This window comes from Veillonella parvula, assembly GCF_024461875.1.
In the GTDB taxonomy this organism is placed as follows: Bacteria; Bacillota; Negativicutes; order Veillonellales; family Veillonellaceae; genus Veillonella; species Veillonella parvula_I.
This window is the reverse complement of record NZ_JANGAL010000006.1, coordinates 56,525-69,052: the sequence shown is the minus strand read 5'-3', so window position 1 is coordinate 69,052 and position 12,528 is coordinate 56,525. Positions and strand designations below refer to the sequence as shown.

The following is a 12,528-nucleotide window of genomic DNA, read 5'->3' as shown; positions in this document are numbered from 1 at the left end:
ATTAGGAGGAAATCCAAATGGCATTGGGAGATTATTTAGACAAAGCAAAAAACTTATTCTTAGGCAGAACTGATGATGACTATGAATATGATGATTACGAATACGAAGATGAAGAGGAATACGAAGCTGAACCTACCCCAGTAGCAACAGCGGCTCCCGTGTCCGGCGCATCTGAATTTCATCCACGCAAGGTAGGAGGCCAATCTACGATGACACAACGTCCAACAGCTATGAAAGTAGTTGTAATTGAACCAAAAGTATTTGAAGATTCTGAAAATATTACACATCAATTGCGCGACATGCGTCCTGTATTGATTAATTTTGAAAATACAGACCCTCATGAAGCAGCTCGTATTGTAGATTTCGTATCTGGTGCGACCTATGCATTGGATGGCAAATTGGAAAAAGTAGGTAAAGACATTTTCATGTGTGTACCTGTAAATATTTCCATTGATTATAATGACAATGAAAGCAACACAACTGAGCAAAACGAATATTCTTGGGAAAACAAATAATCTCTCTATAAATGGTGGTGATAACTATGTTAGGTAAAACCCTATGTATAGGCGTTGGCTCAATGGGGGGCGCTCTATTGCGCGGTGCATTACAGCATGGTGTGTTGAAAGCCTGTGATACACACATTCTAGTGCGTCGCGAAGAACAATGTAAGGCTCTTGCAGAGGAGCTTGGTGTAGTAGGTTTTACTACATTGCCTAATGTAAACGAGTACAACACTATTCTATTGGCTGTGAAACCACAAGTGTTACCATCTGTGTTAGAGACTTTAAAAGAAGTACCTTATGGGACTGTTATGATTTCTGTTGCCGCAGGCGTCACATTAGATACTCTTGATGCGGCGATTCCACAAGCTAACTGGTTTAGAGCTATGCCAAATACACCGGCTTCTATCGGTGCTGGCATGACGGCACTTGCTGGAGATGATGTGAATACTGACCTAGGTCGTACTGTACAAGCCTTATTTGAGGCTGTAGGTGAGGTAGCAGTGGTGAGCGAAGCCGATTTAGATCGCTTAGGCGCACTATCTGGCGCGGGCCCTGGCTATATGTTCGTCATCCTTGATGCTTTAGCTGATGCAGGCGTTCGTATTGGTTTACCACGTCAGCTAGCCATAAAGGCAGCTGCTCAAACAATGTACGGTGCAGGTAAGATGGCTCTTGAAAGTGGCAATCATCCATCAGTATTACGAGATCAAGTGACCAGCCCTGGGGGCACTACCATTGCCGGTATTGGTGCCATGGAAAAAGGTGGACTTCGCAGTGCTCTCCAAGATGGCGTAGTAGCATGTCTTGCTCGGTCGAATGAGTTGGGGAAATAATTTTGGCAGATACTAGTAAATTAATACGATATTTCGAGGCCAGTGGCAGCGGTGAGGAAGCTCGTCGCATGCTTGACTTGGCTGAGCAGGTTGTTAAAGGTCGCCCCTATCGCGTGGCGGATTTTACGAGCCCTGTAGGTCTTGTCATTGCAGATGCTATCAAGGCTAATTACCCACAGTTAACTGTTAAAACTGACGGTGGCTATGAAGGGGCGGAACGTATCCGTATCGCCTTTGTAGATAGCGACTTTAACGGTACTGTGGATATGGGCATTCGCGCCCTTAAGGTGAATTGGGACCCTCGGTTTCGATTGCTCACTCATCGCGATGTGCTTGGCTCCTTAATGGGCCTAGGCATTGATCGCTCCAAATTTGGGGACGTTATCGTCCAACAAGGGGGCGCTCAGATTATAGTGGATGAAAGCGTGGCTGATTTTGTAATTCAAAACTTTACGAAAATTGCTATGGTTTCCGTATCTGTAGAGGCTATTGAGTTATCAGATATTGCACCAAAAGAAGAAAAAATTAAAGAAGTCCGCACTACAGTTGCTTCGTTGCGTTTAGATGCGGTAGCAAGTTCTGGTTTTAGTGTATCGCGCACTAAATTGGTGAGTGCTATCAATGCGGGCTTATTACAAGTAAACTGGCAACCAGCTAAGGGTGCATCCCAAGAGGTTAAAGAAGGGGATGTCATATCCATGCGTGGTCGTGGCCGAATGAAGGTAGAAGCTATTACAGGTACCTCTCGTAAAGGGCGTATCGGCGTATACCTGAAACGATTTATGTAGGCAGTTGAAAATCGGCTTGACCATCAAGCCGATTTTTTTATATATAGTAGGACAGCCATGGTATCCATAACATTTCAACCTACAACTGAAGATATAATCCTATTCGTAGGCGGCGGAGAAGTAGCGGAACGACGGATGCAGCTTTTTATTGACGAGCCTTGTAATATTGTCGTTATCGCTCCTGCTGTGACGGATACGATTGGGCAGTGGGCAAAAGAAAATCGCATCACTTGGTGGGACCGTGCTTTCACCAGTGATGATGAACAATTCATCATAACGAGCAGTTTGTTCTTTATCTGCACAGATAATCATAAATTGAACGATTCGTTGCATGCACTTGGCAAAAAGCATCGCGTGTGGACCAACCGCAGTGATGACCCTGGGGCGTGTAGGTTTACCATACCTTCATCACTTGAGCTAGGCGATCTTCGTATTGCTATTAGTGCCAATAATGTAGGCCCTCGTATTAATCGTCTCGTACGACAAGATATGATGAATCGTTATGGTCAGTTGCAAAAGGCTATGCCTAGACTTAAAATATTTAGAGAAGAAGTAAAGTTACTACTTCCTACGCCAGAGGCTCGACAGAAATTTTGGCGAGACAATCTGACGGTAGAAACATTTGAAGCCATTCTCAAGGGAGATTGGATGATTATAGAGGAGAAACTTAACCATGCAATTAGTGGTATTAGGTCTAAATCATAGAAGTGCCGCTGTAGAGGTGCGTGAACGTTTCTCGTTTGATAAAGACGAGGTAGTTGCCGCACTAAACCGCCTCTATGAATTTGACTGTATCTCAGAATGCGTTATATTATCCACCTGTAATAGAACGGAAATTTATGCTGCTTTAGAAGGCGTAGAATTTCCGAAGGATTACATGTTGGCAGTGTTAAAAGATTTAAAAGGCGCAGATTATATTGATGCAGATGCATTCTTCTTCTACGAAGAACGAGATTGTATTGAACATCTATTCCGCGTGTCTGCTAGCCTTGATTCCCTTGTGTTGGGGGAAGGTCAAATCTTGAGCCAATTAAAAGGAGCCTATATTCAGGCTTATAGCGCAGGCTGTACGGGCACAATATTTAATATTTTATTCCAACGGGCTATTAGCGTTGGTAAAAAGGTGCGTACTAATACGGGCATTGCTAATACGCCTGTATCTGTTAGTTATACGGCGGTCAATCTTGCAGAGGATAGCTTAGATAAGCCATTATCTGAAGCGACTGTTCTTATCTTAGGCGCTGGCACCATGAGTGAGTTAACGGCTACACATTTACAAGCGAAGGGTGTAAAAACGATTTTCGTATCTAATAGAACCTTTGCTAAGGCTGAAATGTTAGCGGAGCGCTTTAATGGTAAAGCTGTTAAGCTCGATAACTTTGTAGATTATGCCAAAGATGCGGATATTCTTATCACATCTACAGGGGCGCCACATTATATTATTACGGAACGAGAAGCCAAGAAAATTACGACTCTTCGTAAAGGTGAACCTATCGTTATGATTGATATTGCGGTACCTCGTGATATCGACCCTGCTGTGGCAGACTTGGACGGTATTTATCTATTTAATATTGATTCTCTTGAAAGTGTAGTAGAAGAAAACAAGGCACAGCGCGAAGAGGAAGCTCGTCGGGCAGAACCTATTATTCACGATGCTATTGAAGAGTTATTGGATAAATTAAGCTATTTAACAGTGCGTCCGATGATGGCTTTGCTTACAGAAAAAGCGGAGCGTATTCGCCGTCGTGAGTTACATCGCGCATTAGCTAAATTGCCAGATATTTCTGATAAAGAGCGCCGTGTTATGGACTCGATGAGTCGCATGATTATTCGCAAAATGTTGCGTGAACCGATGATTCACTTCAACGAAATTGCTGGTACGGAGGAAGAAGGTCTGTACTGGGACTTATTCAAAGATATGTTTAATCTTGAGAAAGAAGGCTAATGCCATGAGAGATCATATTCGAATCGGCACGCGAAAAAGTGCCCTTGCCCTATGGCAGGCTGAACATATTAGTGCAGAATTACAACGTCTGTACCCCAATATTACGGTAGAGCTAGTTCACTTTAATACAAAGGGTGATCGTATCCTAGAGAAACCACTGGCTCAAGTTGGTGGTAAAGGTTTATTTACTGCTGAATTAGAAGAGGCTATGCATGCAGGCAACATCGACATCGCCGTACATAGCTTAAAGGATATGCCTACAGAGTTGCCAGAAGGCCTCACTCTTGGGGCTATTTCTGCTCGTGAAGTGCCTTATGATGCGCTGGTGAGTCCCGTGTATAAAACACTAGATAAATTGCCACAAGGGGCTCGTGTTGGTACCAGTAGCTTGCGCCGTCAAGCTCAATTGCTACACGTTCGCCCTGACCTAAAGGTAGAGGTTATTCGCGGTAATGTACAGACTCGTTTGAGCAAAATCGAAACGGAAAAGCTAGATGGTGTTATCTTGGCTCAAGCAGGGCTTAAACGATTGGGTTTAGAAGACCAAATCACACAAGTCTTCAAGGCTGATGAAATGATTCCTGCCGTAGGTCAAGGGGCGCTCGCTATTGAGTGTCGCGCCGACGATGCGGAGATGCTTGATATGTTGGCTCCTATCAACGATGAAGCAACGCGCTATGCCGTTGAAGGGGAACGCAGTTTCTTGCGTCAACTAAACGGTGGTTGCCAAGTGCCAATGGGCGTGCATGGTACTATCAATAAAGGACAATTAACCCTGAAAGCCATGATTGCATCCCTCGATGGAAAAACTGTGTACGAAGGGGAAATCTCTGGCCCTGCTAAAAAGGGAGAAATCCTTGGAAAAAACCTTGCAAAAGCTTTATACGAAGAAGGGGGCAAACGCATTGTGGATGCTCTCATAGAGGAAGGAATTATAAAATGACAGGTATGGTATATCTAATTGGTGCGGGCCCTGGCGATGTTAAACTTATCACTGTAAAAGGTCGTGAATGCATCGAAAAGGCAGATGTAATTGTATATGATTATTTAGCGGATGCTCATCTGTTAGAATGGGCACGTCCAGATGCTGAATTGATTTACGCTGGTAAGCAATGTAAAGATCACACAATGCATCAATGGGAAATCAATGAGCTTTTAGTACAAAAGGGTAAAGAAGGCAAAATTGTAGCGCGTTTAAAAGGCGGGGATCCGCTCGTATTTGGTCGTGGCGGTGAAGAAGCGATGGCTCTTGGTGAAGCCGGTGTACCATTTGAATTCGTGCCAGGCGTAACATCTCCTATCGCAGCGCCTGCTTATGCGGGTATTCCTGTAACACAACGCGCTATGGCTACATCCTTTGCGGTTGTAACAGGTCATGAGGATCCTACAAAAGCAGTATCTGGCATTCATTGGGAAGGCCTTGCTACGGCGGTAGATACACTTTGCTTTGTAATGGGTGTCGGCAACTTGCCTGTCATTGCCGAAAAATTGATGGCTCATGGCCGGGCAGCCTCTACACCAGTAGCGCTTGTTCGATGGGGCACAAAAGCAGTACAAGAGGTATTAGTTTCTACCCTTGAACATGTCGTTGAAGATGTAGCAAAGGCTCAATTAAAAGCGCCAGCTATCATCGTAGTAGGCGATGTAGTCAACCTTCGTGAAAAATTACAATGGTTCGATAATAAACCTTTATTCGGGAAAACCGTTGTAGTCACACGCGCTCGCTCCCAAGCAAGTGCATTCCGTGAGAAATTAGCGGCGCAAGGCGCTAATGTAGTGGAAGCAGCCGCAATTAAAACATCTCCATTGGAATTGTTTGAGGAAGATAAACGTATCATCAATAATACAAAACAATACCAATGCATCGTATTCACATCTGGTGAAGGGGTTCGCTACTTCTTCGATGCTCTATATAAAGAAGGCAAAGATACACGTGCGTTAGGCAACTCTAAAGTGGCGGCTATCGGCTGTGCTACGGCTCGTGAACTTCAAAAATATGGCATCGTACCAGATATCATTCCTGTAGATTACAAGGCTGAATCTGCTGTAGAGGCTCTTGAAGAAGAACTCAGTGCAGGGGATTCTGTATTATTGATTCAACCAAAGGTAGCACGCGATGTGATTCCACGTTGCTTGCGTCACCGCAATATGAATGTAGATATCTTGCGCTTATATGAAACGACACAAGATACATCTCAACAAGAAGCATTAGTAACAGCGTTAACAGAAGGCAATGTAGATTATATTACCTTCACAAGTTCTTCTACTGTAACAAATACAATCCAATTATTGGGTGACGATGCTTTAGCATTGTTAGGTAAGACTAAAATAGCTTGTATTGGACCTATTACAGCTGCTACCGCTATGAGTGCAGGTCTTAAACCGGCTATCATTAGTGATGTATATACAACTGATGGCTTAGTAAACGCTATTGTAAAAGACATTTAGGAGGATTACATGTACGATTTAACATACCGTCCTCGCCGCTTGCGTATCAATCCAGAAATGCGAGATTTGGTACGCGAAACGACACTCGACGTAACTGATTTGATTTATCCATTATTTATTGTGCCTGGTGAAGGTATCAAAAAGGAAATCGACACATTGCCAGGTCAATATCACTTATCTGTTGATGAAGCTGTGAAAGTAGCGCAAGAGGCCTATGATCTTGGTGTGCGTGGTGTAGAAATCTTTGGTATTCCTACATACAAGGATGAGCAAGGTTTCTCTGCGTGGGATATGTCCCAACCAGTACAACAAGCTATCAAAGCCATCCGTGCAGCGGTGCCAAACCTATTGGTCGTAGCTGATGTGTGCTTATGCCAATATACTACGACAGGGCATTGTGGCATGATTGATGACCATGAAATCTTGAACGATGAAACATTGCCATTGCTTTGTAAAGTAGCGGTAAGCCAAGCGGAAGCAGGTGCGCATATGGTGGCTCCATCCGACATGATGGACGGCCGTGTAGGTGCTATTCGTGAAGCCCTTGATGCGGCAGGCTATACCAACGTATCCATCATGAGCTATGCGGCAAAATACGCATCTGCTTACTATGGTCCGTTCCGCGGAGCTGTTAATTCTGCGCCAAAATTTGGTGACCGCAAATCTTATCAAATGGACCCGGCTAATCGTTTAGAAGCTTTCAGAGAAATCGAACTCGACATCGCTGAAGGTGCAGATATTATCATGATTAAACCGGCCTTGTCCTACTTGGACATCGTTCGTGAAACGCGTGACCGCTATGAATTGCCTGTGGCGGTATACAATGTATCCGGCGAATATGCGATGGTTAAATCTGCTGCTGCGGCTGGTCTCATCGACGAAGAACGTCTCGTTATGGAAACAATGCTTTCCATGAAGCGTGCTGGTGCTAAAATCATCATTACGTACCATGCCTTAGATATTGCTAAATGGTTACAACAATAAGGAGGAACTATGTTCCAACTCGGTAAATCTGAAAAGGCCTTTAACGAGGCTAAACGTTATATGCCAGGCGGCGTAAACAGCCCTGTTCGTTCCTACCGCAGCGTAGGATCTAACCCTCCGTTTATTAGCAGCGCCAGCGGCAGCCGTATTTATGATATCGATAACAACGAATACATCGACTATGTGTTGAGCTGGGGACCTATGATCTTGGGCCATGCGAACCCTGAAGTCATCGCGAGCCTGCAAGAGGCTATTCCTCGTGGTACTAGCTACGGTGCACCTACACTATTAGAAACAGAATTGGCTAAAAAGATACAAGCCTTCATGCCGTCTATGGAGGTTATCCGCCTCGTTAACTCTGGTACAGAGGCTACCATGAGTGCTTTGCGCGTAGCTCGTGGGTATACTGGTCGCGATCGCATCGTGAAATTTGTAGGCTGTTACCATGGTCATAGCGATGCTCTCTTGGTGAAAGCTGGCTCTGGCCTTGCTACCTTTGGCGTGCCGGATAGTCCAGGCGTTCCACAAGGCGTAGCAGAAAATACAATTACGTTACCGTACAATGATTCTGAAGCGGTTCGTAAATTATTCGACGATATGGGCGATACTATTGCGGCTATCATCGTAGAACCTGTAGCTGGTAACATGGGCTGCGTACCTCCAGTACCAGGCTTCCTCGAAACCTTGCGAGAAGTAACTAAGGCTCACGGTGCTATACTGATCTTTGACGAAGTTATGTGTGGCTTCCGCGCTAGCAGCGGTGGTGCTCAAAAACGCTACAATATTAAACCGGACCTTACATGCCTTGGTAAAATCGTTGGTGGTGGCATGCCACTTGCTGTATTCGGTGGCTCTCGTGAGATTATGAACCAAATTGCTCCAGCTGGTCCTATTTACCAAGCTGGTACATTGAGTGGTAACCCTATTGCCGTTACCTCTGGTTTGGCAACGCTTTCCATTTTGCAACGAGACCCAACTATCTTTAAACAAGTAGAAGATGCAACCATTGCCCTTTGTGAAGGATTTGAAAGATTAGCGGCGCAATACAATGTGCCTGTTGTTGTGCAACGTGTAGGCTCTATGTTCACCATCTTCTTCTCTAATAAACCAGTTAAGAACTTTGATGATGCTTCAGCTTGCAACGAAGAACAATTCAAAATGTTCTTCCACCATAACTTGAGCCATGGTATTTACTATGCGCCAAGCCCTTATGAAAGTAATTTCGTATCTATCTGCCATAAGAGCAGTGAAGTGGAACGCACATTAGCCGTTGCTGATGAAGCTTTCAAAAAAATCAGTGATACATTATTATAAGAAGTTATAGTTTGTAGTTGTTTATGTATCGATACAGGTGATGAACATGCAGTTTTACAAGAACTTAAAGCGTGCTCGCGTGCGCATGGGTAAAAGCCAAATCGAAGTAGCAAAGGCCGTAGGTATCAGTAATGCGGCACTTTCAAACTACGAAACAGGGTATCGCGAACCAGATTTAGATACACTCTGTGCCCTGTCTCGCTATTATGGATTGACCTTGGATGAGCTGTTGGATGTAAATGGAGAACAACACGAGCCCATCTATGATCTCAGTCCTGTACTAAAAAATAAATACATCGCCTATAAAGGTGAAGTATTCGAGTTGAAAGACTCACAAAAACGTGCGCTCTTGCATGAGCTAGATAATCTATTTACTAAATTCGAGAAATCAAAAGTAGAAGATAAGGGTAGTCAGCCAAAGACGTACAAACATGGGAACCCACATATCAATCGGGCGGGGCTAGCTAGCAGTGCTGGTAGTCTAGCGGCACGACGGAATCTAAAATAAAAAGCACCATCTATTTAGGGACTAAACGAAACATAAGTCGTCCCTCGATAGATGGTGCTTTTTTGCCGTATATAACAAAATATTCGTTGGTGGTATACGTTAGTTTAACATATAATTGAATTATAGACGTGGAATAAATATTTACTAGTCTTATAGGAGGCATTATGAAAGTATGGAGTGGTGTAAAATCTATATTAGAACGAACACCTTTTAGGGTTAAATTTTATATTGGTTTTATCTTGTTGGCATTCTTCATAATGGGACTTGTTACATTACATGCGTATATTAAAAGGCCGGAGCAAATACAAAAACTACGAGTATATGAACAAAAGTTAGCAAGTATATCTACGTATAAAGTAAGTGAGGAGCACTTTGCTACAGGTAGAAATGGACAGATATATGTTTTTAAAAACATATATGAAGGTGTTACGTTGGAATCAGTGAAGAATATGCTTTCAGAAGAAAAAATAGTATGGCGCGAAGTAAACGAGCGCCAGCTCATAGGATATGATCTAGATGATAAAGTTGAAATTGAAATCATACGAGATATAAAGACTAAGGCTATAATCGTTAAATTAGAAAAAGATAGGTAATGTAAATATTGTATTTAGTATGTATTATCTTAATTATATGGAGATTTAGTAGATAAATGGAGTTTTTTGATTCTTTAGTGAATTTATATAATATCAATTATGAGGTTAAAGGTACAATTCAGGCTATAGGATTTTTAATTGCATTTATTTGTATTCCTGAGTTGATTGGTAATCATGATAGTATAGAATCTTTTACTTCAGCTAAGCCTATAGTGAGATGTGTAGTAAGGATTATTTTGAGTATCTTCTTATTTTTTGCAATATTTACTTTGTTGGGGTTGCTGATGGATAATGGACTATTATAATTCACTAAGTAAAACGGGTTAATGATGAACGTATAGATTTTAAGCTAGAATAAATTAGTGAATAGAGGTATAAATATGATCTATTTTAAAAGTAAAAAAAGCTTAGATACATTTTTAATGGTCTTTATATTGGGTGCTGTTAAGGCATATAGACGAAATTATATTGACTTGACCATTCTAGAATATTACATATTTAGTATGTTAATTCGATTAATGTGTAGAAAAGCACATCTGTCCGATAAACTGTTAAATATAATTGGTGATGGGATGAGTTTAGAGGATGTTGATGAGTGGATGGCTCGTAGAATCCCTATACCAGCATTAAAGGATACGTTAGATGATATTGAATGCAGTAGTTGGATTGCTTTAATAGAACGGGAGTTAGAGGGGGATACTTTATCTGAAGCGTTAAAAATTTCTACACATGATGAAAAGAAGTTCGGTATCTATTTCTTTACCGATTATGTAGAGGAGATATTTTGGGCGTTGTTTTTGTTGGGGCTGTATGAAGTCTTACAAAAAACTGAATTCATTTCTGAATCAATCTTAAGTTGTATTAAACAGTCCTATTTGTCTGAAATATATACGCGTGAACGTATTCAGAATGAAGACTTTCAGGCATGTATTTCCAATTTACAGGAGATAGCCGATACTAATATATCCGGGCAATTAAGTAAAGATTTAATTAATATGAAAGCAAAACTAGCATCATTACAGGTATTATTACCATTTTATGATGTGAGTTTTGACAAGTTAAAAACAGGCATTGATTTAAAAGCCACTAAAGGGATGTTTTGGCAGATTAAAGTTTTAGGGGAGTTTATAGACTTAGGATTATAGATTCTAGAAGATTTTTAAGTTGTATATATACTTATGATTATTATTTAAGAAAACTAAGCTAGAAGGCTTTTCAAAAGAGGCATTATATAACTTTAGAAAAATGCTAATGAACTCAAACCATGGTGCTAAATACTAACAATAATCGCTGGTATTATTTAGGTTATGGACTAACATTTCTTGATTTAGATAAACATCGAATCATTACTAATGATGCTGTAAGAGGAATAGAAGATCCTCCGATGAAATTCCTAATAATTAATGTGAGGATATATGGATAGATATATTAATAAAATAAGAGATTTACTTATTGATTGTATGCCTGAACATTGGTATAAGGCTTATTTATATTTTGCTAGTACAGAAACTGGATCAATGACCTCAGCATATTACTATGTAAATATAATTTTAAATAATTAATAGGAGTACATATGAATATATACATTAATAAAATAAGAGATATATTAGTTGATTTAATGCCCAAGCATTGGTATAAAATTTATTTGTATTTTGAATGTTCTGAGTTAGGATCAACATCAGGTTGTTATTATATAAAAACGCCAGGTGGATCTATTATTCAATATGGTGAATTTATATATAATTTTTCTGATGAAAATAGCGAACGAATAAAACAGGGGATGTATGATATTTTAACGAATGTTAGATTATTACACGAAGCATCGATTGAGAAGTGGACTTGGGGAACAATGTATATTTCACGCGATGATTATGAGCCCCATTGTGAATTTCATAATGATATAGTAAGTGAAGATTATTGGCTTCAAAATAGATATAAGTGGGAATATCAGAATTTTGGTGTTCTAGCTAGAGAAGATGAATTTGATTCGCATGTATATAAAGAAATGCTAAAAGGGCCACGAGGTGTTTTATTATTGGAAGATATGGAATCTCGTGTATTAGCAAAAAATTATACTGCCATTGATAAGGTGTTTAAGTTAAAGCATAAAAGCTTAGAATCAGAACTTGAGAAACATTATAATAAAGTGGCCAAAAGTATATACAAATTAACGCCTTTAAATTGGCATCGTGCTAAATTACACTTTGATATGAATGTTAATAATCCCTCTGTAGAGCTTTTGGTTTATAAAACTGAGGATGATTCATGTATTACAAAGTATGTAGAAAATAATGATAAAGAGCCGGCTATTATTTCGGAAGTTATGTATGATTTAAAAAATGAAGTTGTAGCGATGATTGAGACTTTTAAATTCTATAATCAAAACCCATTCTCTGGTTTAGTATATACATTAACCTCTAATGGTGAGGTATCTTTAGAGCTAACTTATGGAGATAAATGATTTAAAGTTCGTTGATGAAATTGATTAGATAAGCTTTTACGGATCTGTTCATTAGGTGTTCGAAATCGATGGGTGGCAAACTATACTACAAAAAGTCAACTAATAGAACTGATTCTGATATTAGTGATATTGATGAGGTAAGAGGGAAAAT

Annotated in this window: 15 protein-coding genes; all 15 read left to right on the top strand. The window is 40.7% G+C overall.

Translation table 11 applies throughout. The features are described 5' to 3' along the window. Positions 1-17 precede the first annotated feature (17 nt). The 15 genes from NE668_RS08635 to NE668_RS08565 all read left to right on the top strand — a co-directional run bounded on the left by NE668_RS08635 (position 18) and on the right by NE668_RS08565 (position 12,377). Positions 18-515, top strand: a complete 498-nt coding sequence (locus NE668_RS08635) for a cell division protein SepF (protein ID WP_004695224.1) — start codon at positions 18-20, stop codon at positions 513-515. A gap of 26 nt (positions 516-541) precedes the next feature. After that, on the top strand, positions 542-1,336 hold the full coding sequence (gene proC, locus NE668_RS08630) for a pyrroline-5-carboxylate reductase (protein WP_060919677.1): 795 nt from the start codon (positions 542-544) through the stop codon (positions 1,334-1,336). Between the two features lie 2 nt (positions 1,337-1,338). Then, positions 1,339-2,124 carry a YlmH family RNA-binding protein gene (locus tag NE668_RS08625; RefSeq protein WP_227037393.1) on the top strand — a complete coding sequence of 262 codons (786 nt, stop codon included), beginning with the start codon at positions 1,339-1,341 and terminating at the stop codon, positions 2,122-2,124. A gap of 57 nt (positions 2,125-2,181) precedes the next feature. Continuing rightward, on the top strand, positions 2,182-2,829 hold the full coding sequence (locus NE668_RS08620; protein WP_227037394.1) for a precorrin-2 dehydrogenase/sirohydrochlorin ferrochelatase family protein: 648 nt from the start codon (positions 2,182-2,184) through the stop codon (positions 2,827-2,829). Continuing rightward, positions 2,798-4,069 carry a glutamyl-tRNA reductase gene (hemA, locus tag NE668_RS08615; protein ID WP_119563356.1) on the top strand — a complete coding sequence of 424 codons (1,272 nt, stop codon included), beginning with the start codon at positions 2,798-2,800 and terminating at the stop codon, positions 4,067-4,069. The genes NE668_RS08620 and hemA overlap by 32 nt, the downstream gene beginning before the upstream one ends. Positions 4,070-4,073: 4 nt before the next feature. Next, entirely contained in the window at positions 4,074-5,012 is a 939-nt protein-coding gene (gene hemC, locus NE668_RS08610; protein ID WP_227037395.1) for a hydroxymethylbilane synthase, read from the top strand. Further along, positions 5,009-6,517: a uroporphyrinogen-III C-methyltransferase gene (cobA, locus tag NE668_RS08605; protein WP_227037396.1), complete on the top strand. Its 1,509-nt coding sequence runs from the start codon at positions 5,009-5,011 to the stop codon at positions 6,515-6,517. The genes hemC and cobA overlap by 4 nt, the downstream gene beginning before the upstream one ends. 9 nt (positions 6,518-6,526) lie before the next feature. Next, positions 6,527-7,501: a porphobilinogen synthase gene (gene hemB / locus NE668_RS08600; protein ID WP_227037398.1), complete on the top strand. Its 975-nt coding sequence runs from the start codon at positions 6,527-6,529 to the stop codon at positions 7,499-7,501. 9 nt (positions 7,502-7,510) lie between these two features. Continuing rightward, positions 7,511-8,815, top strand: coding sequence for a glutamate-1-semialdehyde 2,1-aminomutase (hemL, locus tag NE668_RS08595; RefSeq protein WP_227037399.1), 1,305 nt, complete (start codon positions 7,511-7,513; stop codon positions 8,813-8,815). A 46-nt stretch (positions 8,816-8,861) separates the two neighbouring features. Continuing rightward, entirely contained in the window at positions 8,862-9,323 is a 462-nt protein-coding gene (locus tag NE668_RS08590) for a helix-turn-helix domain-containing protein (protein WP_004695242.1), read from the top strand. A 164-nt stretch (positions 9,324-9,487) separates the two neighbouring features. Continuing rightward, positions 9,488-9,916, top strand: coding sequence for a hypothetical protein (locus NE668_RS08585; RefSeq protein WP_004695245.1), 429 nt, complete (start codon positions 9,488-9,490; stop codon positions 9,914-9,916). 56 nt (positions 9,917-9,972) lie between these two features. After that, positions 9,973-10,221 carry a hypothetical protein gene (locus tag NE668_RS08580; RefSeq protein WP_004695247.1) on the top strand — a complete coding sequence of 83 codons (249 nt, stop codon included), beginning with the start codon at positions 9,973-9,975 and terminating at the stop codon, positions 10,219-10,221. Between the two features lie 75 nt (positions 10,222-10,296). Next, positions 10,297-11,061 (top strand): DUF3969 family protein, encoded by a 765-nt coding sequence (locus NE668_RS08575; protein ID WP_004695249.1) that lies wholly within the window; start codon positions 10,297-10,299, stop codon positions 11,059-11,061. A 270-nt stretch (positions 11,062-11,331) separates the two neighbouring features. Further along, the gene (locus tag NE668_RS08570) at positions 11,332-11,478 is read left to right on the top strand and encodes an immunity protein YezG family protein (RefSeq protein ID WP_004695250.1); all 147 of its coding nucleotides are present in this window, start codon (positions 11,332-11,334) and stop codon (positions 11,476-11,478) included. A gap of 11 nt (positions 11,479-11,489) precedes the next feature. Beyond that, a complete protein-coding gene (locus NE668_RS08565; RefSeq protein WP_004695252.1) occupies positions 11,490-12,377 on the top strand; it encodes an immunity protein YezG family protein in 888 nt (295 codons plus the stop codon). Positions 12,378-12,528: the final 151 nt, after the last annotated feature.

Coding starts and splice junctions, on each gene's coding strand:
- NE668_RS08590 (WP_004695242.1), top strand. CDS start 8,862: ATGCAGTTTTACAAGAACTTAAAGCGTGCTCGCGTGCGCATGGGTAAA.
- hemL (WP_227037399.1), top strand. CDS start 7,511: ATGTTCCAACTCGGTAAATCTGAAAAGGCCTTTAACGAGGCTAAACGT.
- NE668_RS08575 (WP_004695249.1), top strand. CDS start 10,297: ATGATCTATTTTAAAAGTAAAAAAAGCTTAGATACATTTTTAATGGTC.
- proC (WP_060919677.1), top strand. CDS start 542: ATGTTAGGTAAAACCCTATGTATAGGCGTTGGCTCAATGGGGGGCGCT.
- cobA (WP_227037396.1), top strand. CDS start 5,009: ATGACAGGTATGGTATATCTAATTGGTGCGGGCCCTGGCGATGTTAAA.
- NE668_RS08570 (WP_004695250.1), top strand. CDS start 11,332: ATGGATAGATATATTAATAAAATAAGAGATTTACTTATTGATTGTATG.
- hemC (WP_227037395.1), top strand. CDS start 4,074: ATGAGAGATCATATTCGAATCGGCACGCGAAAAAGTGCCCTTGCCCTA.
- NE668_RS08585 (WP_004695245.1), top strand. CDS start 9,488: ATGAAAGTATGGAGTGGTGTAAAATCTATATTAGAACGAACACCTTTT.
- hemB (WP_227037398.1), top strand. CDS start 6,527: ATGTACGATTTAACATACCGTCCTCGCCGCTTGCGTATCAATCCAGAA.
- NE668_RS08580 (WP_004695247.1), top strand. CDS start 9,973: ATGGAGTTTTTTGATTCTTTAGTGAATTTATATAATATCAATTATGAG.
- NE668_RS08620 (WP_227037394.1), top strand. CDS start 2,182: ATGGTATCCATAACATTTCAACCTACAACTGAAGATATAATCCTATTC.
- NE668_RS08635 (WP_004695224.1), top strand. CDS start 18: ATGGCATTGGGAGATTATTTAGACAAAGCAAAAAACTTATTCTTAGGC.
- NE668_RS08565 (WP_004695252.1), top strand. CDS start 11,490: ATGAATATATACATTAATAAAATAAGAGATATATTAGTTGATTTAATG.
- hemA (WP_119563356.1), top strand. CDS start 2,798: ATGCAATTAGTGGTATTAGGTCTAAATCATAGAAGTGCCGCTGTAGAG.